Here is a 23352-nt window from a genome sequence, read left to right on the forward strand (position 1 = left end):
GGGCGGGGGTGGGCCGGGGCCGCGGGACCACCGCTCGCCGGTGCGGCGGCCGGCATCCCGGCAGCCCGTCCGCCGGGCCACCGGCCGGAACTCCTACGGGACGTGCAGGACCCGGCCGGGCCTCCCCGCAGGCCCGACCGCCCTATGCATATGGCGCTTCGCGTAGCACGATCGAACATAGAGGGTCGCTCCTCACGACATGAGACGCAGCGGGGACCTGGCACGTCCCCCACCGCGTGCCGCCCGGCGCGCATCCCAGTGATCCCTCCACCCGAGCGCACCGGCGCCGGTGCTCGACACCGCGGCCCCCTGACGCGCCGGTGCGGGAAACGACACCTCATGAAACCGCTCGCCGAACTGCGTCCTGACCTCCATGCCCGGCCCGACGCACTCCGCTCACCCCCGCTCGCCGCCGACCTCGGCCTGCTCCTCCTGCGCCTGACCGTGGGACTGATCCTGGCAGGACACGGCGCCCAGAAGCTCTTTGGTTTCTTCGGCGGCCACGGGCTCACCGCCACCGGCAAGGGCTTCGAGGCCCTCGGCTACCGCCCCGGTGGGTTCTACGCCGGTCTCGCCGGGGCCTCGGAGGTCCTCGGCGGCCTCGGCCTCGCGGCCGGGCTGTTCACGCCCCTGGCGGCGGCCGCACTCATCGGCGTAATGATCAACGCCATGGCCCTCTCCGCGTCCCAGGGACTCTGGGCGGCGACCGGCGGCATCGAATACCCCCTGACCATCGCCGTCGTCGCACTGACCGTCGCGGCCACCGGCCCCGGCCGCTTCGCCCTCGACCGCCCCTTCCGCTGGGGGGACGGCGGCCTGCGCAGCGCGGCCTTCGCGCTGGTGGCGGGCGGTGCCGGCGCCGCGATCGTGCTGGCCCTGTGAGACAGGCCGCCCGCGCCGCCGCCCGCCCGGGGCCGGATCCCGCCCGAAGACTCCGGGGTCGGGAGGTACTTCCGGTACCGCCTACCCTTGTTGCATGACCAGCAGCGACCGGAGCCAGGCAGTGGGCGTGAACAAGAGTTACGAGATCCGCACCTACGGGTGCCAGATGAACGTCCACGACTCCGAGCGGCTGTCCGGCCTGCTGGAAGACGCCGGATACGTCCCCGCGCCCAAGGACGGCGAGGGCGCCGATGTAGTGGTCTTCAATACCTGCGCGGTGCGGGAGAACGCCGACAACCGGCTCTACGGCAACCTCGGTCAGCTCGCCCCGAAGAAGGCCGCGCGGCCCGGTATGCAGATCGCCGTGGGCGGCTGCCTCGCCCAGAAGGACCGCGACACCATCGTCAAGAAGGCCCCCTGGGTCGACGTGGTCTTCGGGACGCACAACATCGGCAAGCTGCCGGTGCTGCTGGAGCGCGCCCGCGTCCAGGAAGAGGCGCAGGTCGAGATCGCCGAGTCCCTGGAGGCGTTCCCCTCGACCCTGCCCACCCGCCGCGAGAGCGCGTATGCGGCCTGGGTGTCCATCTCGGTGGGCTGCAACAACACCTGCACGTTCTGTATCGTCCCGGCGCTGCGCGGCAAGGAGAAGGACCGCCGGCCCGGCGACATCCTCGCCGAGATCGAGGCGCTGGTCGCCGAGGGCGTCAGCGAGATCACCCTGCTCGGGCAGAACGTCAACGCGTACGGCTCCGACATCGGCGACCGCGAGGCCTTCAGCAAGCTGCTGCGCGCCTGCGGGAAGATCGACGGCCTGGAGCGGGTCCGCTTCACCTCCCCGCACCCCCGCGACTTCACCGACGACGTCATCGCCGCCATGGCCGAGACGCCCAACGTGATGCCGCAGCTCCACATGCCGCTCCAGTCCGGCTCGGACACCGTCCTCAAGGCGATGCGCCGCTCGTACCGCCAGGAGCGCTTCCTCGGCATCATCGAGAAGGTGCGCGCCGCGATGCCGGACGCCGCCATCTCCACGGACATCATCGTCGGCTTCCCGGGCGAGACCGAGGAGGACTTCGAGCAGACACTGCACACGGTCCGCGAGTCCCGCTTCGCCCAGGCCTTCACCTTCCAGTACTCCAAGCGCCCCGGTACCCCGGCGGCCGACATGGAGGGCCAGATCCCCAAGGCCGTGGTCCAGGAGCGCTATGCGCGCCTGGTCGCCCTCCAGGAGGAGATCTCCTGGGAGGAGAACAAGAAGCAGGTCGGCCGCACCCTCGAGGTTCTGGTCGCCGAGGGCGAGGGCCGCAAGGACGAGGCGACCCACCGCCTGTCCGGCCGGGCCCCCGACAACCGCCTGGTGCACTTCACCCGCCCCGACGAGCCGGTCCGCCCAGGCGACACGGTGACCGTCGAGGTCACCTACGCCGCTCCGCACCACCTCCTGGCGGAGGGCCCGGCCAAGGCGGTCCGCCGTACCCGGGCCGGTGACGCCTGGGAGAAGCGCAACGCCGCCCCGGCCGAGAAGCCCCAGGGCGTGCTGCTGGGCCTGCCCACCATCGGCGCCCCGGCACCGAGCCCGGCGCCCGCCGCCGGCTGCGGCTGCGACTGACCGGCCGCGTGCCGGGTGCCCCGCAGGGCACCACGACCGCCCTCGCACCAGGGGCGTTACGCTGCGTGGCATGCTCGTAGCCGCCGCTCTCTGTCCCTGCCCGCCGCTTCTCGTCCCGGCGGTGGCCGCCGGGGCGGCGCCCGAACTGGCGGCGCTGCGTGCCGCCTGCCTGGACGTGACCGGCGTGCTCGCCGCGGCCCGCCCCGACCGGCTGGTCGTGCTGGGCCCCGCCGACGAGGCCGGCCGGGGCCCGCACCCGCAGGGCGCCCTCGGCTCGTTCCGCGGTTTCGGGGTGGACCTCGAGGTGCGGCTGGGCGCCGCCGGGACCACGCCGGAGCGGGAACTCCCGCCGTCGCTGTCGGTCGGCGCCTGGCTGCTGTCCCGTACGGACTGGGCCGACGCCCCCGTGGACGCGCTGGGCGTGGCGGAGTCGCTGCCCCGAGACCAGGCCCTGTCGGCGGGCCGGGAGATCGCGGCGTCCGCGCCCCGGGTGGCGCTGCTGGTGATGGGCGACGGCAGCGCCTGCCGGACGGTGAAGGCGCCCGGCTACTTCGACGAGCGGGCCGAGGCCTTCGACGCCGCGACGGCCCGCGCCCTGGGCACCGCCGACCTCGATGCGCTCACCGCGCTGGACGAGGAGCGTGCCGCCGCCCTCCAGGTATCCGGACGGGCCGGCTGGCAGGTCCTGGCGGGCGCGGCCGAGGGCGCGGACCTGCGCGGACGGCTGCTCCGCGACGACGCCCCGTACGGCGTGGGCTACTTCGTGGCCGCCTGGTCGTAGCGCGGCCCCGAGGACGGATACGCCGACGGCCGCGAGGCGCTCCACCTCGCGGCCGTCGAGCCGAGTACGGCAGGCACCCCCTAGTGCCGTGCGCTCTCGCTGTCCGCGGCGGCCTCCGCCGACTGCTGGCGGGGGATCCCGGCGCTCTCGCCGGCCTTCTCCGCCGACGGCTCATCGGCGCCGGCCTTCTCCGCCGACGGCTCATCGGCGCCCGCCGTCGCGGCCGTCGCCTCACCGGGCGCCTCCGGAGCCGCCGCCTCCGCCGCGGATGCCGTCTCCGCCGGGGTTCCGGGGCCGTCCGCGGCCTGCTCGGTGCCGCCGGCGTCCTCGGCCCCGGCGCCCTCGGTGGCCGCCGAAACGGCCGCTTCCGCCGGCTCCGTCGGCTCCGCCGGTTCCTCCGCCTCGGCCGTCACCGCCGCAGCGGCACTCTCCTCCGCCGACGCTTCGGACTTACGGCGGCGAAACCGCGAAAACACGCCCATAACTGCTCCTACGCTCTTCATGTGGCGAAATCCCATGCCGCCGGGGAACGGCCCATTGCGCCGCCCGCGGGCGCCGGTGGGACGCACCGGCTCCTGGGACCTCGCAACAGGCAACGAACCCATCGGTGGCCCGTCACGTCGCTCGTTCGAGATGGGGGCGTGATGTTTGCGAGACTGACGGGGTGAACACCGCCGTTCCCGCTCCGCGGGTCATCGCCGTCGTCGGTCCCACTGCGGCCGGAAAGTCCGATCTGGGCGTCGCACTCGCACAGCATGTGGGGGGCGAGGTCATCAATGCCGACTCCATGCAGCTCTACCGCGGCATGGACATCGGCACCGCCAAGCTCACGCCCGAGGAGCAGCAGGGCGTCCCGCACCGCCTCCTGGACATCTGGGACGTGACCCGCGCCGCCAGCGTCGCCGAGTACCAGCGGCTGGCCCGTGCCGAGATCGACCGGCTGCTCGCCGAGGGCCGCACCCCGGTCCTCGTCGGCGGCTCCGGCCTGTACGTCCGCGGCGCCATCGACGCCCTCGACTTCCCCGGCACCGACCCGGAGGTGCGCGCCCGCCTGGAGGCCGAACTGGCCGAACTGGGCAGCGGCGCCCTGCACGCCCGGCTGGCCGTCGCCGACCCCGAGGCGGCCCGCGCGATCCTGGCGGGCAACGGCCGCCGCATCGTGCGCGCCCTGGAGGTCATCGAGATCACCGGCCGCCCCTTCACCGCCAACCTCCCCGGCCACGAAGCGGTTTACGACACCCTTCAGATCGGCGTCGACGTCGAGCGCCCCGAACTCGACGAGCGGATCGCCCGGCGGGTCGACCGTATGTGGGAGGCGGGCCTGGTCGACGAGGTGCGCCGGCTGGAGGGCGAGGGGCTGCGCGAGGGCCGTACGGCCTCCCGGGCGCTCGGCTACCAGCAGGTGCTCGCCCAGCTGGCGGGGGAGTGCACCGAGCAGGAAGCGCGCGACGAGACGGTGCGCGCCACCAAGCGCTTTGCGCGCCGTCAGGACTCGTGGTTCCGCCGGGACCCGCGGGTCCACTGGCTCAGCGGCGCCGCCGAGCACCGGGCGGAACTTCCCGGCCAGGCGCTGGCGTTGCTCGAACGACCGGTCACAGCCTGATCACGTCATGGCATCGGGACGCTCCGGCCGTCATCCGGGCCCCTGAGGGCGTGTCATCATCGACCTTCGATCGAGGCGTGCAGTCTGGAGTGGGGAGGGCGCGTGGCAATGGAGGCCGGCCCTCGCAACGGAGCGCAGCGTCCGGACAACGGCGTTGATGCGGCACCCCTGACCGACGACGGTCCGGACGCCGACGACGGCCTGCCCGGCGCCGACGGTGTCGGTAGCGGACCGCTCACCGACCCGGACACCCTGGACGACTCCGACGCCCCGGACTCCGGCGCCGACGGCCCCGGCGAGGGCGGCGAGTCCTTCCGGGAGCTGCGCCCGCCCCGGCGGCTGCGGCTGTGGCAGCTGGCGCCGATCGTGGCGCTCGCCGCCCTCGGCTCGCTGATGTTCGCCTTCCCCCTCGCCTTCGAGCTGGGCGGCGACGGCGGCGCGATGATCGCGATGCTCGGCCTGCTGCTGTGCTGCTGCGCCGCGGGCTGGGGCATGATGGCCGCCCGCCGCGTCGGCCACACCTGGCCCGGCCTCCCGGCACGCGGCTCCGGCCGCCGGGCCGGCTGGCGCGTGGTGCTGCTCTACGCCGTCGTGGTGGCCATCCCGGCGTCACTGGCCATCTGGCGCGTGGCCCGGCTGCGCTGAGCGGGCGGGGCCTCCCCGGGTCTGTCTATGGGGTGGCTGTGGCCTATGGGGCTGCTGTTCCCGAGGTCCCGTTTCCCGGTGCTTGCTTCCGCGGCTCCTGGGTGTCCTCCGGGCTTGCTTTGCCGTGGGCCTGGAGTTTTCCCCTCCGCCCACCCCCCTTCGGGGGGTGGGCGGGTGTAGGCGAGCGCAGCCCCCGCTCCCACCCCCGCCCCTGCCCCGCTCCCACCCCTCTCCCCGCCCCCGCCCCCGTAAGGCCGATCCCGCCGCCGTCCCCGTACGATGCAAGGGTGACCAGCACGCAGCGCCTCCCCTTCCTCAAGGGCCACGGCACCGAGAACGACTTTGTGATCGTCCCCGACCCGGACGGCCGCCTCGACCTGCCCGCGACCGCCGTCGCCAGGATCTGCGACCGGCGGGCCGGACTCGGCGGCGACGGTCTGCTGCGTGTCGTACGGTCCGCCGTGCACCCGGAGGCGCGTGCCCAGGCCGACGAGGCCGAGTGGTTCATGGACTACCGCAACGGCGACGGCTCGATCGCCGAGATGTGCGGCAACGGCGTCCGCGTCTTCGCGCGCTATCTGCTGCACGCCGGCCTGGTCGAGGCCGGTGACCTCGCCATCGCCACCCGTGCCGGCGTACGCCGCGTCCACGTCGCCAAGACCGGCGATGTCACGGTCTCGATGGGCCGCGCCGAGCTCCGTGAGGAGAGCGTCGTCGTCTCGGTCGACGGCCGCAGCTGGCCGGCCCGGAACGTGAACATGGGCAATCCGCACGCCGTCGCCTTCGTCGACGATCTGGCCCACGCCGGCGACCTGCTGGCCGTACCGCCGTTCAGCCCAGCGTCGGTTTATCCCGACGGCGTGAACATCGAGTTCGTCGTCGACCGTGGTCCGGGCCGGGTCGCGATGCGGGTCCACGAGCGCGGCTCGGGCGAGACCCGCTCCTGCGGCACCGGCGCCTGCGCGGTCGCCGTCGCCGCGGCCCGCAGGGACGGCGTGGACCCCACGGAGACCGGTACGCCCGTCACGTACACGGTCGATGTGCTCGGCGGCAGCCTCTCGATCACCGAGCTGCCCGACGGCACGGTCGAGATGACCGGCCCGGCCGAGATCGTCGCCGAGGGCACCTTCACCCCCGCCTGGATGGGTGCCGCCCTCGCCTGACGGGAGCTGCGGTGATCCCGGGGCCCGGTCTCCCGCGAGAAACGGTTCCGGCCAAAACATTCGCTCGAACGGGTGATCCGTATCACTCTGAGCGAGAGGCGGACAGCGCTGCGTGATGGGCTCGGTAGCATCAAGCACCGGCCCGGACGTCCGAACTGACACGTCCCACCGCCGGTCGACGCTGCCGGAGGTGCCCATGAGCGCAGAGGCCACTAACCCTGGTAACCCTGGAGCAGCGGGCCGCAAGCGCGGCCGCCGCCGACTGGAGCTCAGAGGGCTGCGCCGTATTGGCCGTGCCGCGCTGCTCGGGCCGGCCCCGCGCGACGGCCTCCCGCACGCCCTGGAGCACGTCGCCAAGGTGCACCGCGGCCACCACCCGGACGCCGACCTGGACACCCTCGCCAAGGCCTATCTGCTCGCCGAGTCCTCGCACCGTGGCCAACTGCGCAAGAGCGGCGAGCCGTACATCACCCATCCGCTCGCGGTGACCCTCATCCTCGCCGAACTGGGCGCGGAGACCACGACCTTGACCGCCTCCCTGCTCCACGACACCGTCGAGGACACGGAAGTGACGCTGGATCAGGTGCGGGACCGGTTCGGTGCGGAGGTCTGCTATCTGGTCGACGGCGTCACCAAGCTGGAGAAGGTCGACTACGGCTCGGCGGCCGAGCCGGAGACCTTCCGCAAGATGCTGGTGGCGACCGGCAACGACGTCCGGGTGATGTCCATCAAACTCGCCGACCGGCTGCACAACATGCGCACCCTCGGTGTGATGCGCCCCGAGAAACAGGCCCGGATCGCCAAGGTCACCCGCGATGTGCTGATCCCGCTCGCCGAACGCCTCGGCGTCCAGGCGCTGAAGGCCGAGCTGGAGGACCTGGTCTTCGCGATCCTGCACCCCGAGGAGTACGCCACCACCCGGGCCCTGGTCATGGAGTACGCGACGCGGTCCGATCCGCTCACCGCCCTCGCGCGGCGGGTGCGCGAGGTCCTGGACGAGGCGGGTATCGACGCCGAAGTCCTCGTCCGGCCACGGCACTTCGTCTCCGTCCACCGCGTACGCCTCGCCCGCCGTGAGCTGACCGGCGCGGATCTGGGGCGGCTGCTGGTGCTGGTGGCGGAGGACGCCGACTGCTACGCCGTCCTCGGCGAGCTGCACACCTGCTTCACCCCGGTCATCTCCGAGTTCAAGGATTTCATCGCGGCCCCCAAGTTCAACCTCTACCAGTCGCTGCACACGGCGATCACCGGCCCGTCCGGGGAGGTCGCCGAGACGCTGATCCGTACGCACCAGATGCACCGGGTTGCCGAGGCCGGGGTGATCGCACTGGGCAATCCGTACGCCCCCACGGACGGCGTGGACGCCCCCGAGGGCGAGCGGGCCGACCCGACCCGCCCCGGATGGCTCTCCCGGCTGCTGGAGTGGCAGCGCACCACCCCCGACCCGGACACGTTCTGGACCTCGCTGCGCGACGACCTCGCCCAGGACCGGGAGATCACCGTCTTCTGCGCCGACGCCCCGTCGGGCGGCTCGTCCGGCGTCTCGGGCGGGGCCATCGGTCTGCCCGCCGGGGCGAGTTGTGTGGACGCCGCGTACGAACGGCACGGCGAGGCGGCGCACTGTTGTATCGGCGCCCGTGTCAACGGCCGGCTCGCCACGCTCTCCACCGTCCTGCGCGACGGCGACAGCCTCCAGCTGCTGATGGCCCCGGACTCCGCGGCCGGCCCCTCGCCCGAATGGCTCGACCACGCCCGTACGCCCGCCGCCCGGCTCGCCATCGCCCGGTGGCTGGCCGGCCCGGGGGAGCCCGGCGTCCGCCCGGCGAGCCCCGGCGAGGGGCTCGCCGCGGTGCCCCCCGCCGACCGCCGCGCCGCGGACCACGACCGCTCCGGAGCGGATCGGGTCGCCCCCGCCTCGCTCCTCGCAGTGGCGGATCTGCCCGGTGCGGCCGTCCGGCTGGCGGGCTGCTGCACCCCGGTGCCGCCGGACGCGGTCACCGGATTCGCCGTACGGGGCGGCACGGTCACCGTCCACCGCGCCCTGTGCCCCGTGGTGGCGCGGATGGCGGCCACCGGCCGGCAGCCGGTCGGGGTGCGCTGGCGGGGTGCCGACCAGGGGGGCCACGGCTGCCGGGTCACCCTCCTGGCAGAGGCCTTCAGCCGGCCGCACCTCCTCGCCGACCTCACCGAAGCCATCGCCTCCCAGGGCGCCGCCGTGGTGTCGGCCGCCGTCGAACCCCCGCACGAACAGCGGGTCCGCCACACCTACACGCTGCATCTGCCGAACGCCGCCGGGCTGCCGTCCCTGATGCGGGCCATGCGCCAAGTGCCGGGTGTGTTCGACGTGTTGCGCGCCGGCCGCGCCCGACAGGCCGCGGCACTGCGCCCCTGAATGCTTCCGGAGTACGCCGGGTGACGGTCCGTCGGGAAACGCTCCGTCCGGCGGCGTAAGGCGGACGCACGATCCGCCGCCCGTTCGGGTGCCGTTTGCCCGGTCACCCGCGGGGGAGGGTGCCGCGTTGGTAGCCGTAGTTCATGTCCCTTCCCCTGCGCCGCCCGTTCCGCGACCCCGATCGCCCCGTCCGCGCCCTGCCCCGTGGCCCGAGCGGACGGATCCGGTGGACCGGCTACCGGGCCGCCGCCCTCGGGCTGGCCGCCCTCGCCACCCTCGGCGTGGCCGAGCCGTCGCCCCTGGGGCCGCAAGGCATGGGACCGCAAGGCCTCGGCGACCCCCTCTACCCGACGCTCGGCAACACCGGATACGACGTCACGTCCTACGACGTCTCCCTGGACTACTCCGGCCACAACAACCAGCCGCTGAGCGCCGTCACCGAGATCACCGTCCGGGCCACCACCGAGCTCGACCACCTCAACCTCGACTTCGCCCGCGGCACCGTCCGCTCCGTGAAGATCGGCGGTCTGCCCGCCGAGCACCAGCAGCACGGCGAGGACCTGGTGCTCACCCCGGCCTTCCACGTCTCCCGGGGGCAGGAGGTGAAGATCTCCGTCGAGCACACCAGCGAGCCCAGCGGCAAGGGCGACGGCGGCTGGATCCGCACCTCGGACGGCCTGGCGATGGCCAACCAGGCCGACGCCGCACACCGCGTCTTCCCCTGCAACGACCACCCCTCCGACAAGGCGCTCTTCACCTTCCACATCACCGCGCCCCAGGAGCTGACCGCCGTCGCCAACGGGCTGCCCCAGCGCCCCGGTGCCCGCGCGGCGCGCCGGACCTGGACCTATCGCACCACCCATCCCATGGCCACCGAGCTGGCGCAGGTCTCCATCGGGAAGTCCAGCGTGCTGCTGCACCACGGGCCGCACGGGCTGCCGGTCCGCGATGTCGTACCGACCGCGGACCGCCCCGCCCTCGCGCCCTGGCTGGCGAAGACCCCGGATCAGCTGGCCTGGATGGAGCGCAAGGTCGGTCCCTACCCCTTCGAGGCGTACGGGGTGCTGATCGTCAACGCCAGGACCGGCTTCGAGCTGGAGACCCAGACCCTCTCGCTCTTCGAGAAGGCCATGTTCACCGCCGGGCAGCTGCCCGACTGGTATGTCGAGTCCGTGATGGTGCACGAGCTGGCCCACCAGTGGTTCGGCGACAGCGTCAGCCCGCGCCGCTGGTCGGACGTCTGGCTCAACGAGGCCCATGCGACCTGGTACGAGGCCCTCTACGCCCAGGAGCGGGGCGACAAGCGTGCCTCTCTGGACGCCCGTATGCGCCATGCCTATGAGGAGTCCGACGGCTGGCGGGCCGAGGGCGGCCCGCCGGCCGCGCCCAAGGTGCCCAGGCCGGGGCAGAAGATCGGCATCTTCCGCCCGATCGTCTACGACGGCAGCGCGCTGGTCCTGTACGCCCTGCGGCAGAAGATCGGCACCGCCGCCTTCGACCGCCTGGAACACGAGTGGGTGGACCGGCACCGCGACGGCGTGGCGGACACCGCCGACTTCATCCAGCTGTCCTCCGAGGTCGCCGGACAGAACCTGACCGGGTTCTTCCAGGAATGGCTCTACGGCGACCGGACACCGCCGATGCCGGGTCATCCGGAGTGGCTGCACAAGGGGGGCGCGGAGAAGCCCGGCGGGCCCAAGGGAGCCGTCGCAAGCCCCGGGCCCAAGGGGGCCGCCGCGACCCCTGGCCCCAAGGGGGTGGCGGAGAACCCCGCGCCCAAGGGGGCGGCCGGGACCCCCGGGCCCGGGGGAGCCGCCGAAACGCCCGGAAAACCCGTGTGACGGCCTTCGCGGGTCGTGGGACCATCTTCGGGTCGGCGCCGGCCGGCCCGGGAATCTCCGGGGCGGCTCGGACGTTGACAATAGCGACGGCCGCGGCAGCACCACGGCGGTCGCCGCACCACCGACAGTCCCGGCGGGAACACCAGGTCCCCGCGAGGGCTTACCGACGACGCAAAGGATCAAATGACCTCCTCTTCTTCCCTTCCGCAGGACCGGCAGCGACTCCCCGAGAGCCTTCGGGCCAACGCCCTGATGGAAGAGGACGTCGCCTGGAGCCACGAGATCGACGGGGAGCGTGACGGCGACCAGTACGACCGTTCGGCGCGTGCCGCGCTCCGCCGTGTAGCGGGCCTTTCCACCGAGCTCGAGGACGTCACCGAGGTCGAGTACCGACAGCTCCGCCTGGAGCGTGTGGTGCTCGTGGGTGTCTGGACCACCGGCACGGTCCAGGAGGCGGAGAACTCCCTCGCCGAGCTGTCCGCACTCGCCGAGACCGCCGGTGCCATGGTGCTCGACGGCGTCATTCAGCGCCGCGACAAGCCCGACCCGGCCACGTACATCGGCTCGGGCAAGGCACTGGAGCTGCGCGACATCGTGCTGGAGTCCGGGGCGGACACCGTGGTCTGTGACGGTGAGCTCTCCCCGGGCCAGCTGATCCACCTCGAGGACGTCGTCAAGGTCAAGGTGGTCGACCGGACCGCCCTGATCCTCGACATCTTCGCCCAGCACGCCAAGTCCCGGGAGGGCAAGGCGCAGGTCTCGCTGGCGCAGATGCAGTACATGCTCCCCAGGCTCCGTGGCTGGGGCCAGTCGCTGTCCCGGCAGATGGGTGGCGGTGGCTCCGGTTCGGCGGGCGGCGGTATGGCCACCCGTGGTCCCGGTGAGACCAAGATCGAGACGGACCGGCGGCGGATCCGCGAGAAGATGGCGAAGATGCGCCGGGAGATCGCGGAGATGAAGACCGGCCGGGACATCAAGCGCCAGGAACGCCGGCGCAACAAGGTCCCCTCCGTCGCCATCGCCGGCTACACCAACGCCGGCAAGTCCTCCCTGCTCAACCGCCTCACCGGCGCCGGCGTCCTGGTGGAGAACGCCCTGTTCGCCACCCTGGACCCCACCGTCCGGCGGGCCGAGACGCCCAGCGGACGGCTCTACACCCTCGCCGACACCGTCGGCTTCGTCCGGCATCTGCCGCACCACCTCGTCGAGGCGTTCCGCTCCACGATGGAGGAGGTCGGCGACTCCGACCTCATCCTGCACGTGGTCGACGGCTCGCATCCGGTGCCGGAGGAGCAGCTGGCCGCCGTCCGCGAGGTGATCCGTGACGTGGGCGCGACGGACGTGCCCGAGATCGTGGTCGTCAACAAGGCCGACGCGGCCGATCCGCTGGTGCTCCAGCGCCTGCTGCGCCAGGAGAAGCACGCCCTCGTGGTCTCGGCCCGTACGGGCCAGGGCATGGAAGAGCTGCTGACCCTGCTCGACGAGGAACTTCCCCGGCCGCAGGTCGAGATCGAGGTCCTGGTGCCCTACACCCAGGGCGCCCTGGTCTCGCGGGCGCACGCCGAGGGCGAGGTCATCTCCGAGGAGCACACCGCGGACGGCACGATGCTCAAGGCGCGGGTGCATGCGGAGCTGGCCGCCGAGTTCCAGCCGTTCGTCCCGGCGGCGTAGCGGCCGCGTAGCGCAGACGACGAAAGGCCCGCCCCCGGGAGACCGGGGGCGGGCCTTTGCTTCGTGCCCGTGGGCGGTATGCGGGGGGCCGCCGTCCCCGGCGCCACCCGCCTCACCTGCCTACTGCTTGCTTGCCCACTTCTTGCTCATGGTGTCGAACATGCTCTTGGCCTCGGGGCCCAGGTGCGGGCCGGCCGACCAGCGGGCCGGACGCGGCCCCATCGACATGTTGGAGATCAGCACCGGCTTGCCGTCCGTGCCCTTGATGAACCAGGGGCCACCGGAGGAGCCACCGGTCATGGTGCAGCCGATCCGGTACATGGTCGGCTTGTTGGCGTCCATCGACAGCCGGCTCGGCTTGTCGGTGCACTGCTGCTGCGCCGCACCGTCGAACGGCGGCTCGGCCGGGTAGCCCTGCGCGGTCAGGCTCGGGATCTTGGCCATCGCGGGCGCGTTGAAGTCGACCTGGTAGGCACCGCCGGCCACCTCTTCGAGCGACTTGCCGCCCGTGTTCTCCTCCGGCTTCACGTGCATCAGCGCGAAGTCGTACGGAGCCATCGGCACACCCGGAACGGCGCCGCCACCCTTGATCCACTGCTGGGACGTCGCCATGTCGTCCGCCCACCACTTGCCCGACGGGACCCGGTCCTCGTAGGACTTGCCCTTCAACTGGCCGGCAGTGCCGCCGGTCTTGTTGAAGTTCGGCACGAACATCATGTTGCGGTACCAGCCGCCGCTCTTGCCGGCGTGCACACAGTGCGCCGCGGTCCACACGAGGTTGGACTTACCGGGGTGCGCCGGGTCCTTGACGACGGTGGCGGAGCAACGCGACCCGCCCTCGGGGGTGCTGAACAGCAGCAGGCCCACGCCGGGAGCGGTCGAGGTGTACGGGGTCTTCACGGCCTGAGCCGGGACGGCGGCGGGCTCAGGGTCGGTCTTGCCCTGGTCCTCCGAGATGTCCTCGGGCTTGCTGGGGTCCTGGGGCGGCTTGACCTTGTCGATCTTGTCCTTGTCCCAGAAGTCCTTGATGATCGGGTTGATGAACTCCCCGGCCTCCCGGAGCCACTTGTCCCGGTCCCAGTTCTTCCACTCACCGTTCTTCCACTTGTCCAGGTCGAAGCCGTGTTCCTTGAGCTTGTCCTGGATGTCCTGAGGGATCTGGAAGCCACCCCCGCCCGTGGAGTCCTGGGCCGCGGACTGGCTGGCCTTGGAGTCCGCGTTGCCGCCCTCGGGTCCGCAGCCGGTGGCCGTGAGTGCCACGACGGCGGTGAGGGCGGCGGCGGCCAGGACTGGCCGACGTATGGATCGCATGGGTGAGCTCCCCCTGGTGAATCGGACTGAGCCGGTGTGGCTTGTTCGGTGTTGCACCGGTCTGTTCTTTGTCATGAACCTCAAGATCCCGGCGCAACACCCCACTATGCCGGTGACGATGGGGACGGCGGTACTCGGGGCCCCGGTTCCACGCCATCAAGGATCTTGCCGAAAACCGTGATCCCGAGTCGCCGCCGTCGTTGGTACGTACGGGGGACGTCCCGGGCTGCCCCCAGCCCGCGCGGCACCAGCAGCTCACCAGCAGGAGGACACAACTGCCGTGGCGTTGACCGAAACCGTGCCGGCGGCCGCGCCGCCGGCCCATGAGGGGATCCTGCGCCGGCAGTCCCTGCGTGAGTCCGCTGCCCGTACCTACGCGCGCTCGCTGCCCATCGTCCCGGTGCGCGCCCGCGGGCTGACCATCGAGGGCGCCGACGGCCGGCGCTATCTCGACTGCCTCTCCGGGGCCGGAACCCTGGCGCTCGGCCACAACCACCCGGTGGTGCTCGAAGCGATCCGCACGGTCCTCGACTCCGGCGCGCCGCTGCACGTCCTCGACCTCGCCACTCCCGTCAAGGACGCCTTCACCACCGAGCTCTTCGCCACCCTCCCGGGGAAGTTGGCGGAAACGGCGCGCATCCAGTTCTGCGGCCCGGCCGGCACGGACGCCGTCGAGGCAGCCTTCAAACTCGTCCGCACCGCGACCGGCCGGGACGGCCTGATGGCCTTCTCCGGCGCCTACCACGGCATGACCGCGGAGGCGCTCGCCGCCTCCGGGGGCGCGCAGCACACCAGCGTGGTCCGGCTGCCCTATCCATACGACTACCGCTGCCCCTTCCAGACCGGCGGCGAGCGCGGCGCCGAGCTCGCCGCACGCTGGACACAGAGCCTGCTCGACGACCCCAAGAGCGGGGTGCCCAGGCCGGCCGGGATGATCCTGGAGCCGGTCCAGGGCGAGGGCGGGGTGATCCCCGCGCCGGACGGCTGGCTGCGGCGGATGCGGGAGATCACCGCCGCCCGGCAGATCCCGCTGATCGTGGATGAGGTGCAGACCGGCGTCGGCCGCACCGGCGCCTTCTGGGCGGTCGACCACAGCGGCATCGTGCCGGATGTGATCGTGCTGTCGAAGGCGATCGGCGGCAGCCTGCCGCTCGCCGTGATCGTCTACCGCGAGGAGCTCGACGCCTGGCAGCCCAACGCCCACGCCGGCACGTTCCGCGGCAACCAGCTCGCCATGGCCGCCGGAGCCGCCACCCTCGCCTACGTCCGCACCAACGGCCTCGACCGGCGTGCCGGGGAGCTGGGCCGCCGGATGCTCGACCGGCTCACCGCCCTCGCCGCCGCCCACGACTGCATCGGCGATGTCCGCGGCCGCGGGCTGATGCTCGGCGTCGAGCTCGTCGACCGCAGCGCCGATGCCGACGCCATGGGTGCCCGCCCCGCCGACCCGCAGCTCGCCGCCGCCGTCCAGCACGCCTGCCTGGAACGCGGCCTGATCGTCGAACTGGGCGGCCGGCACTCCGCCGTCGTCCGGCTGCTGCCACCCCTGACCATCACCGACGAACAGGCGGAAGCGATCCTCGACCGCCTCGCCGACGCCATCGCGGCGGCGGTCCGCACCACCCCCGGGCCGACGGGCTCGTCCCCCACGACAATGCGAGGCACCTCCCCATGAACGAATGCCCCGGCCCCGACGGTGGCCAGCCCGCCGAGCGCATCCCCGCCCACCAGGGCGCGGGCACGATCGAGTCCGTACCGCGCCAGCAGCGGCGCGCCGCGGACGACGGCTGCCACCAGCAGCCCCACGAGGCCGCGGACCCGGCCGCCCCGCACGGCGCCCCCGGCCCGTACGACCGCACCCGGTCCGGGGACCACGACCCCCTCGACCACCCGGATCCGGCCGTCGCCGCCGACGCCGCGGGCATCGAGCATCTGCTGCGCTGCTGGCTCCGCGAGAACGGCACCCACCGCCCGGCCGAAGCCGGACTGCGCATCCCCCTGCGGGCCGCCGCGGGCGCCCTGGACATCCCCGTCCGCTACTGGTCGCCCACGGGCTGGCACCGGCTGGGCGCCCCCACTCTCGAAGGCGCCCCGGCCGGCGCCGCCCCGCTGGACGCCGTCACCCTCGCCGCGCTGCTGCGCCGCGAGGCCGCTTACGGCGACCGCCGGGCCTCCGAAGGCGGCGAGCACCGCGTGGCGGACACCGACGAGCGGCCGGCACCGGACGGCGAGGGGCAGCAGGCACCGGACGGCGACGGCGCCGAACTCATCGGCCGGGTCGCCAACTCCGTGCGCAATGTCGCCACGTTCCTCACCGACCGGCGCGCCCGGCCCGCCGACGACCACGGCGCCCTCTTCCTCGAAGCCGAACAGTCCCTCCTCTTCGGCCACCCGCTGCACCCCACACCCAAGAGCCGCGAAGGCCTCTCCGACGCCGAGACCCGGGCCTATTCGCCCGAACTGCGCGGCGCCTTCCCGCTGCACTGGATGGCCGTGCACCGCTCCGCCCTGGCCGCCGACTCCGCCTGGACCGAACGCGGCAAGTCCGTCCCGGCCGAGCAGCTCGCCAGGGGCCTCGCCGGGGACGGCCTCCGGCTCCCCGACGACACCGTGCCCCTGCCGCTGCACCCCTGGCAGGCCAGGGAACTCGCCGACCGCCCCGACGTCACCGCCCTCCGCGAGGCCGGACTGCTGCACGACCTCGGCGCCCACGGCCCGCGCTGGCACCCCACCTCCTCCGTCCGCACGGTCTACCGGCCCGACGCGGACGCCATGCTCAAGCTCTCCCTCGGGCTGCGCATCACCAACTCCCGCCGGGAGAACCTCCGTAAGGAACTGGTCCGCGGTGTGGAGGTGCACCGGCTGTTGCGCACGGGCCTCGCGGAGCAGTGGCAGATCGTCCACCCGGGCTTCGACATCGTCCGCGACCCGGCCTATCTCGCCGTCGACGGCCCCGACGGCGAACCCGTCCAGGGACTCGACGTCGTCATCCGCCACAACCCCTTCAGCACCACCGACGACGCCGTCTGCGTCGCCGGTCTCACCTCTCCCCGGCCCTGGCCCGGCCACTCGGGGGTGCGCTCCCGGCTCGAGGTTCTCGTCATCACGCTCGGCGCCCGCACCGGCCGCGCCCTGGACGCCGTGGCCACCGAATGGTTCCTGCGCTACCTCGAAGCGGTCGTACGGCCCCTGCTGTGGCTCGACGGAACGGCCGGCATCGTCCTGGAGGCCCACCAGCAGAACACCCTCGTGCTGCTGGACCCCGACGGCTGGCCGGTCGGCGGCCGCTACCGCGACAACCAGGGCTACTACTTCCGCACCTCCCGCCGCGCCGAGCTGGAGCGGCGGCTGCCCGGTATCGGCGTGGCGAGCGACAGCTTCGTCGCCGACGACGTCACCGACGAACGCTTCGCCTACTACCTCGGCATCAACAACGTCCTCGGCCTCATCGGGGCCTTCGGCGCCCAGCGGCTGGTCCGCGAGGAGATCCTGCTCGCCGCCTTCCGGCGCTTCCTCGCCGACGCCGCCGCGGCCCCCCGCGCGCACCGCTCGCCGCTGCCGGAGCAGCTGCTGGCCGCCCGCACGCTGCGCTGCAAGGCCAATCTGGCGACCCGGCTGCACGGTCTCGACGAACTCGTCGGCCCCGTCGAAACCCAGTCCGTCTACGTCACCCTGCCCAACCCCCTCGCCCCGTAGCCGCCCGGCACAACCCCCGCCCGCAGCCTCCCGACCCCCGTCCCCGCCCCCGGCGCCCCGCGACCCACCAGGCCACGCGGCACGCGGCCACGAGAGGAGAGTGTCGCCGTGCCACCCACCGATTCCGGCCTCGGCTCCAGCTCCGATGACACCCTCGACCTGCAACTCCCGCCCGAATTCAGCGCGCTGTTCGCCGAGGGGCACGCGCGCCGGGCGTCGCTGGACCTCCCGGCAACCGGCCCGCTGCTCGACAACCTGGCGGGCTGGGGTGCGGCCGGCACCCCCGCCGGACCGTTCGAGCTCGTTCCCGTCCAGCCGGCCCGTGATCTCGCCCTGATCACCGGCTGGATGAACGATCCGGCCGTGGCGGCCTTCTGGGAGCTGGCGGGGCCGCCGGAGACCACCACCGCCCATCTGCGCGGCCAGCTCGACGGCGACGGCCGCAGTGTGCCCTGCCTGGGGGTGCTGGACGGGGTCCCGATGAGCTACTGGGAGATCTACCGCGCCGATCTGGACCCCCTCGCCCGTTACTACCCGGCCCGTCCCCAGGACACCGGTATCCATCTGCTCATCGGCGGGGGCGGAGACCGGGGACGCGGGCTGGGCGGCATGCTGTTGCGCGCCACCGCCGATCTCGTACTCGACCACCGCCCGCAGTGCGCGCGGGTCCTCGCCGAGCCCGATCTGCGCAACACCGCCTCCGTCGCGGCCTTCCTGAGCGCCGGATTCCGCTACGGCGACGAGATCGAACTGCCCGGCAAACGCGCGGCGTTGATGGTCCGCGACCGCGCGCTCCGCGACCTGCTCTGACCCCGGCGCCGTCCGCCGACGGTCCCGCTCCGGCCCGCCGTCCATCCCCGCTGCCCCGGTTGTCCCCCGTACGTGCCGGGGCGGTCCCGCTTCGAGGAGCCCGCCTTGTCGCCTGAGCCCCAGCCTTCGCACAGCGCCTGGCAGCATGCAGCGCGCCGACTGTTCGCCAAGATCCTGGCGGAGTTCGCGTACGAGGAAGTCCTCACCCCCGAGCCCGACGGCACCGCACCCGACGGCACCCCGCAGTACCGGCTCCCGGTCACCGACGGCCTGGTCTACCGCTTCCGCGCACGCCGCGGCGCCTACGGCCACTGGCGCGTCGACCCCGGCTCGATCACCCCCGACACCGACCCCTTCCGCTTCCTCACCCACGCCCACGACACCGTGCTGGGCCTGTCCGGCGACACCACCGGCCACCTCATCCGCGAGCTGACCGCCACCCTCGCCGCCGACACCCGGCTCGACGCCACCGCCCTCAGCGCCGCCGACCTCGCCGATCTGGACTACGCCACCCTCGAAGGCCACCAGACCGGCCACCCCTGGCTCGTCGCGAACAAGGGCCGGCTCGGCTTCTCCGCCCATGACGCGGCGACCTGGGCCCCCGAAGCCCGCACCCCCCAGCGCCTGCCCTGGCTCGCCGCACACCACAGCATCGCCCACTACCGCGGTATCCCCACGCTGGCCACCCCCGACCGTCTCTACGGCGAGGAGCTCGCCCCCGCCACCCGTCACGCCTTCGCCCGCACCATCGCCGACGAGGGCCACGACCCCGCCGACTACCTCTACCTCCCCGTGCACCCCTGGCAATGGGACGAGACCATCGCCCCGCTCTTCGCCCCGCAGCTCGCCGACAGATCCATCATCGCGCTGCCCACTGACAACGACCTCCGCCTGCCGCAGCAGTCGATCCGTACCTTCCTCAACCTCAGCCGCCCACGGGCCCGTACGGTCAAACTGCCGCTGTCGATCCTCAACACCCTCGTCTGGCGCGGGCTGCCCACCGAGCGCACCCTCGCCGCGCCCGCCGTCACCCGCTGGGTGCACGGCCTGCGCGACGCGGACCCCTATCTGCGCGACGAGACCCGGGTGATCCTGCTCGGCGAGACCGCCTCCGTCACCGTGGAGCACCCCCTCTACGACCGGCTTCCCGGCGTCCCGTACCAGTTCAAGGAGCTGCTCGGCTGTATCTGGCGCGAGCCGGTCAGCGGCCGGCTGGACCCCGGCGAGCGCGCCCGGACCCTGGCCGCGCTGCTCCAGACCGATCCGCAGGGCCGCGCCCTGACCGCGGAGCTGGTGCGCCGCTCGGGGCTGGCCCCGCGCGACTGGCTGGCACGGCTGTTCGCCGCCCTGCTCCCGCCCCTGCTGCACTTCCTCTACCGGTACGGCACGGTCTTCTCCCCGCACGGCGAGAACGCCATCGTCGTCTTCGACGAGCACGACGTCCCCACCCGCCTCGCGGTCAAGGACTTCGTCGACGACGTCAACACCAGCTCCCGGCCGCTCCCGGAGCACGACTCCATGCCCGACGACGTACGGGCCGTGCTGCTGACCGAACCGCCCGCCTTCCTCACCCAGTTCATCCACTCCGGGCTGTTCGTCGGTGTCTTCCGCTATTTCGCGCCGCTGTGCGCGGACCAACTGGGCGTTCCCGAGGCCGAGTTCTGGTCACTCGTACGGGCGGAGATCCTGCGCCACCACGAGCGCTTCCCCGCCCTCAAGGAGCGGCACGAGACCTTCGACCTGCTCACCCCGCGGATCGAGCGGCTGTGCCTGAACCGCAACCGTCTGCATGTGGACGGTTACCGGGACCGCCGCGACCGCCCGCATGCGGCCGTGCACGGCACCGTCCCCAATCCGCTGCACATGCCGTGACGGACCCGGCTGTCAGTGGTCCCGCGTAGGCTTGCAGCGCTATGACGAAGCCCTCCCTCCCCGATCTGCTCCACGCCGCCGTCACCGCCGTCGGCGGCACCGAGCGCCCCGGCCAGGTGGCGATGGCCGAGGCCGTCGCCGGGGCCGTGGACGAACAGGCCCATCTGCTGGTGCAGGCCGGCACCGGCACCGGAAAGTCCCTCGGCTATCTGGTGCCGGCGCTCGCGCACGGCGAGAGAGTGGTGGTCGCCACGGCCACCCTGGCGCTCCAGCGCCAGCTCGTCGAGCGCGATCTGCCACGTACGGTCGAGGCGCTGCATCCGCTGCTGCGCCGCCGCCCCGAGTTCGCCATGCTCAAGGGCCGCTCCAATTACCTGTGTCTGCACCGCCTCCACGAGGGCGTCCCGCAGGAAGAGGAGGACGGCCTCTTCGACGTGTTCGAGCAGGCGACGCCGACCAGCAAACTCGGCAAGGACCTGCTGCGGCTGCGCGACTGGGCGGACGAGACCGAGACCGGCGACCGTGACGCGCTGACCCCCGGAGTCTCCGACCGCGCCTGGGGCCAGGTCTCGGTCTCCTCCCGGGAGTGCCTGGGCGCCTCGAAGTGCGCCTACGGGGCGGAGTGCTTCGCCGAGGCCGCCCGGGAGCGCGCCAAGCTCGCCGATGTCGTCGTCACCAACCACGCGCTGCTCGCCATCGACGCGATCGAGGGCGCGCCGGTCCTCCCGCAGCATGAGGTCCTGATCATCGACGAGGCCCATGAACTGGTCTCCCGGGTCACCGGCGTCGCCACCGGCGAGCTCACCCCGGGGCAGGTCAACCGCGCCGTCCGCCGGGCCGCCAAGCTCGTCAACGAAAAGGCCGCCGACCAGCTCCAGACCGCGTCGGAGACCTTCGAGCGCCTCATGGAGCTGGCCCTGCCCGGCCGTCTCGAGGAGATCCCCGAGGATCTCGGCTACTGCCTGATGGCGCTGCGGGACGCGGCCCGTACGGTCATCTCGGCGCTCGGTTCGACCCGCGACAAGTCGGTCCAGGATGAGGACGCCGTCCGCAAGCAGGCCCTCGCCGCGGTGGAGAACGTCCATGCCGTCGCCGAGCGCATCGCGAACGGCTCCGAGTACGACGTCGTCTGGTACGAGCGCCACGACCGTTTCGGCGCGTCCCTCCGGGTGGCCCCGCTGTCCGTCTCGGGCCTGCTGCGCGAGAAGCTCTTCGACGACCGCTCGGTGACCCTCACCTCCGCCACTCTCAAGCTGGGCGGCGACTTCAACGGTGTCGCGGCGTCCCTGGGCCTGGCGCCCGAGGGCACGGAGGGCGAGGACGTCCCGCCGTGGAAGGGCCTGGACGTCGGCTCCCCCTTCGACTACTCGAAGCAGGGCATCCTCTACGTCGCCAAACATCTGGCCCAGCCCGGCCGCGAGGGCAGCCGTACCGACATGCTCGATGAACTCGCCGAGCTGATCGAGGCCGCCGGCGGCCGCACCCTCGGCCTCTTCTCCTCCATGCGCGCGGCCCAGGCCGCCGCAGAGGAGCTGCGCGGCCGGCTGGACGTGCCGATCCTGCTCCAGGGCGAGGAGACGCTCGGCGAGCTGATCCGGGCCTTCGCCTCCGACGCCCGTACGTGCCTGTTCGGCACGCTGTCCCTGTGGCAGGGCGTCGATGTACCGGGCGCGAACTGCCAGCTGGTGGTGATGGACCGGGTGCCCTTCCCGCGTCCGGACGACCCGCTGATGAGCGCCCGGCAGAAGGCCGTGGAGGAGGCCGGCGGCAATGGCTTCATGGCGGTCGCGGCCACCCATGCGGCGCTGCTGATGGCCCAGGGCGCCGGCCGTCTGGTCCGGGCCACCGGCGACCGCGGTGTGGTCGCCGTCCTCGACCCCCGTGTGGAGCGGGCCCGCTACGGCTCCTTCCTCCGCAAGTCGATGCCCGAGTTCTGGTACACCACCGACCGCAACCAGGTCCGCCGCTCCCTCGCCGCCATCGATGCGGCAGCTAAGGCAGCGGAATCACCGCAAGCGGCACAGCCGGAAACCGGGGAGCCCGAGGACTAGCCCGCGGTTCAGCGGCATGGCAGAGCCCCGGAACCGGCGCAGTGGTTCCGGGGCTCGGTCGTGAGGGGCGGGTCAGACGCGGCGCAGTACCGCCACCACCTTGCCGAGGATGGTTGCCTCGTCGCCGGGGATCGGCTGGTAAGCGGAGTTGTGCGGCAGCAGCCACACATGGCCGTCCTCGCGCTTGAAGCGCTTGACGGTGGCTTCGCCGTCCAGCATGGCGGCCACGATGTCACCGTTCTCGGCGACCGGCTGGCGGCGGACCGTGACCCAGTCGCCGTCGCAGATGGCGGCTTCGATCATGGAGTCGCCGACGACCTTCAGCACGAACAGTTCGCCGTCGCCGACGAGCTGGCGGGGGAGCGGGAAGACATCCTCGACCGACTCCTCCGCGAGGATCGGGCCACCGGCGGCGATCCGGCCGACCAGCGGGACATAGGACGCGGCGGGCTTGCCGGCGGTCTCCGTCGCCGCAGCGGTGGTCTGGTCCGAGCCGCGGACCTCGTAGGCCCGGGGGCGGTGCGGGTCGCGCCGCAGGAAGCCCTTGCGCTCCAGAGCCATGAGCTGGTGGGCGACGGACGAGGTGCTGGACAGCCCGACGGCCTGGCCGATCTCGCGCATGGACGGCGGGTAGCCGCGCCGCTGCACCGAATCCCGGATCACCTCGATCACCCTGCGCTGGCGGTCGGTGAGTCCGGAACTGTCGGCTCGGATCCCTGGAGGACGGCCGGGCAGCGAGCGGGCGGGCTTCTGCTCTTCGGAGTCCGACGTGGCGTCGTCCATCGGCGGCCGCTGTGCCTGTTGCTGATGCTCGAACCGGCTCTGGGAGTGGCTTTGTGCGGTGATGGTCGCGCTGTCTGCGGTGGTGGTCACGTCGGCCCCTCTCGAAATGTTCTCCCTAGTTAGCCAACGGTAGTTGCTTTCGAAAGGTTGCGCCAAACACACGTTCGAGTGAAATATTCGCCGATTGGCTGCTCGAATCAGTGGCGGGGTGTATGGCCGAGCGGAATCGCCGGCCCTGGCCG

17 protein-coding genes are annotated in these 23352 nt (G+C 72.7%); 14 read left to right on the forward strand and 3 right to left on the reverse strand.

Translation table 11 applies throughout. From position 1 onward, the window contains the following. The first annotated feature begins 339 nt into the window (after positions 1 to 339). From K7C20_RS27320 to K7C20_RS27330, 3 genes are all read left to right on the forward strand, one after another. The gene (locus K7C20_RS27320; protein WP_030081468.1) at positions 340 to 882 is read left to right on the forward strand and encodes a DoxX family protein; all 543 of its coding nucleotides are present in this window, start codon (positions 340 to 342) and stop codon (positions 880 to 882) included. Positions 883 to 976: 94 nt separating this feature from the next. Continuing rightward, complete coding sequence (gene miaB / locus K7C20_RS27325) at positions 977 to 2491, forward strand: tRNA (N6-isopentenyl adenosine(37)-C2)-methylthiotransferase MiaB (RefSeq protein WP_030081466.1); 1515 nt, start codon at positions 977 to 979, stop codon at positions 2489 to 2491. 70 nt (positions 2492 to 2561) lie between these two features. Further along, positions 2562 to 3272, forward strand: coding sequence for a class III extradiol dioxygenase subunit B-like domain-containing protein (locus K7C20_RS27330; RefSeq protein ID WP_053209838.1), 711 nt, complete (start codon positions 2562 to 2564; stop codon positions 3270 to 3272). 80 nt (positions 3273 to 3352) lie between these two features. Here K7C20_RS27330 and K7C20_RS27335 read toward each other — a convergent pair whose 3' ends face one another. Then, on the reverse strand, positions 3353 to 3748 hold the full coding sequence (locus K7C20_RS27335) for a hypothetical protein (RefSeq protein ID WP_150127314.1): 396 nt from the start codon (positions 3746 to 3748) through the stop codon (positions 3353 to 3355). Positions 3749 to 3936: 188 nt separating this feature from the next. Between K7C20_RS27335 and miaA the strand changes: the two genes are divergently transcribed. The 6 genes from miaA to hflX all read left to right on the forward strand — a co-directional run bounded on the left by miaA (position 3937) and on the right by hflX (position 12587). Further along, positions 3937 to 4875 (forward strand): tRNA (adenosine(37)-N6)-dimethylallyltransferase MiaA, encoded by a 939-nt coding sequence (gene miaA, locus K7C20_RS27340; RefSeq protein ID WP_053209836.1) that lies wholly within the window; start codon positions 3937 to 3939, stop codon positions 4873 to 4875. Between the two features lie 108 nt (positions 4876 to 4983). After that, positions 4984 to 5520 carry a hypothetical protein gene (locus K7C20_RS27345; RefSeq protein WP_053209835.1) on the forward strand — a complete coding sequence of 179 codons (537 nt, stop codon included), beginning with the start codon at positions 4984 to 4986 and terminating at the stop codon, positions 5518 to 5520. A gap of 287 nt (positions 5521 to 5807) precedes the next feature. Next, positions 5808 to 6683 (forward strand): diaminopimelate epimerase, encoded by an 876-nt coding sequence (gene dapF / locus K7C20_RS27350; protein ID WP_030089487.1) that lies wholly within the window; start codon positions 5808 to 5810, stop codon positions 6681 to 6683. 196 nt (positions 6684 to 6879) lie between these two features. Then, a complete protein-coding gene (locus K7C20_RS27355) occupies positions 6880 to 9075 on the forward strand; it encodes a RelA/SpoT family protein (RefSeq protein WP_053208789.1) in 2196 nt (731 codons plus the stop codon). A gap of 143 nt (positions 9076 to 9218) precedes the next feature. Then, complete coding sequence (locus K7C20_RS27360; RefSeq protein ID WP_053208790.1) at positions 9219 to 10916, forward strand: M1 family metallopeptidase; 1698 nt, start codon at positions 9219 to 9221, stop codon at positions 10914 to 10916. 183 nt (positions 10917 to 11099) lie between these two features. After that, positions 11100 to 12587 (forward strand): GTPase HflX, encoded by a 1488-nt coding sequence (gene hflX, locus K7C20_RS27365; protein WP_030088298.1) that lies wholly within the window; start codon positions 11100 to 11102, stop codon positions 12585 to 12587. A gap of 120 nt (positions 12588 to 12707) precedes the next feature. Here hflX and K7C20_RS27370 read toward each other — a convergent pair whose 3' ends face one another. Further along, complete coding sequence (locus K7C20_RS27370) at positions 12708 to 13898, reverse strand: trypsin-like serine peptidase (RefSeq protein WP_030088299.1); 1191 nt, start codon at positions 13896 to 13898, stop codon at positions 12708 to 12710. A 280-nt stretch (positions 13899 to 14178) separates the two neighbouring features. Between K7C20_RS27370 and K7C20_RS27375 the strand changes: the two genes are divergently transcribed. From K7C20_RS27375 to K7C20_RS27395, 5 genes are all read left to right on the forward strand, one after another. Next, complete coding sequence (locus K7C20_RS27375; protein WP_053208791.1) at positions 14179 to 15573, forward strand: diaminobutyrate--2-oxoglutarate transaminase family protein; 1395 nt, start codon at positions 14179 to 14181, stop codon at positions 15571 to 15573. After that, on the forward strand, positions 15570 to 17594 hold the full coding sequence (locus tag K7C20_RS27380) for an IucA/IucC family protein (RefSeq protein ID WP_053208792.1): 2025 nt from the start codon (positions 15570 to 15572) through the stop codon (positions 17592 to 17594). The genes K7C20_RS27375 and K7C20_RS27380 overlap by 4 nt, the downstream gene beginning before the upstream one ends. Before the next feature lie 108 nt (positions 17595 to 17702). Next, positions 17703 to 18404 carry a GNAT family N-acetyltransferase gene (locus tag K7C20_RS27385; protein ID WP_030088310.1) on the forward strand — a complete coding sequence of 234 codons (702 nt, stop codon included), beginning with the start codon at positions 17703 to 17705 and terminating at the stop codon, positions 18402 to 18404. A gap of 105 nt (positions 18405 to 18509) precedes the next feature. Next, positions 18510 to 20276: an IucA/IucC family protein gene (locus K7C20_RS27390; protein ID WP_053208482.1), complete on the forward strand. Its 1767-nt coding sequence runs from the start codon at positions 18510 to 18512 to the stop codon at positions 20274 to 20276. Between the two features lie 41 nt (positions 20277 to 20317). Then, positions 20318 to 22327 (forward strand): ATP-dependent DNA helicase, encoded by a 2010-nt coding sequence (locus tag K7C20_RS27395; protein WP_048830286.1) that lies wholly within the window; start codon positions 20318 to 20320, stop codon positions 22325 to 22327. A 72-nt stretch (positions 22328 to 22399) separates the two neighbouring features. Here the strand turns inward: K7C20_RS27395 and lexA are convergent, their stop codons facing one another. Beyond that, positions 22400 to 23200, reverse strand: a complete 801-nt coding sequence (lexA, locus tag K7C20_RS27400; RefSeq protein ID WP_030088314.1) for a transcriptional repressor LexA — start codon at positions 23198 to 23200, stop codon at positions 22400 to 22402. Between the last annotated feature and the right edge of the window lie 152 nt (positions 23201 to 23352).

The sequence above is a fragment of the Streptomyces decoyicus genome, assembly GCF_019880305.1.
GTDB classification, from domain to species: Bacteria; Actinomycetota; Actinomycetes; order Streptomycetales; family Streptomycetaceae; genus Streptomyces; species Streptomyces decoyicus.

Coding starts and splice junctions, on each gene's coding strand:
- K7C20_RS27360 (WP_053208790.1), top strand. CDS start 9,219: ATGTCCCTTCCCCTGCGCCGCCCGTTCCGCGACCCCGATCGCCCCGTC.
- K7C20_RS27320 (WP_030081468.1), top strand. CDS start 340: ATGAAACCGCTCGCCGAACTGCGTCCTGACCTCCATGCCCGGCCCGAC.
- K7C20_RS27345 (WP_053209835.1), top strand. CDS start 4,984: ATGGAGGCCGGCCCTCGCAACGGAGCGCAGCGTCCGGACAACGGCGTT.
- hflX (WP_030088298.1), top strand. CDS start 11,100: ATGACCTCCTCTTCTTCCCTTCCGCAGGACCGGCAGCGACTCCCCGAG.
- K7C20_RS27355 (WP_053208789.1), top strand. CDS start 6,880: ATGAGCGCAGAGGCCACTAACCCTGGTAACCCTGGAGCAGCGGGCCGC.
- K7C20_RS27370 (WP_030088299.1), bottom strand. CDS start 13,898: ATGCGATCCATACGTCGGCCAGTCCTGGCCGCCGCCGCCCTCACCGCC.
- K7C20_RS27380 (WP_053208792.1), top strand. CDS start 15,570: ATGAACGAATGCCCCGGCCCCGACGGTGGCCAGCCCGCCGAGCGCATC.
- K7C20_RS27395 (WP_048830286.1), top strand. CDS start 20,318: ATGACGAAGCCCTCCCTCCCCGATCTGCTCCACGCCGCCGTCACCGCC.
- K7C20_RS27330 (WP_053209838.1), top strand. CDS start 2,562: ATGCTCGTAGCCGCCGCTCTCTGTCCCTGCCCGCCGCTTCTCGTCCCG.
- miaB (WP_030081466.1), top strand. CDS start 977: ATGACCAGCAGCGACCGGAGCCAGGCAGTGGGCGTGAACAAGAGTTAC.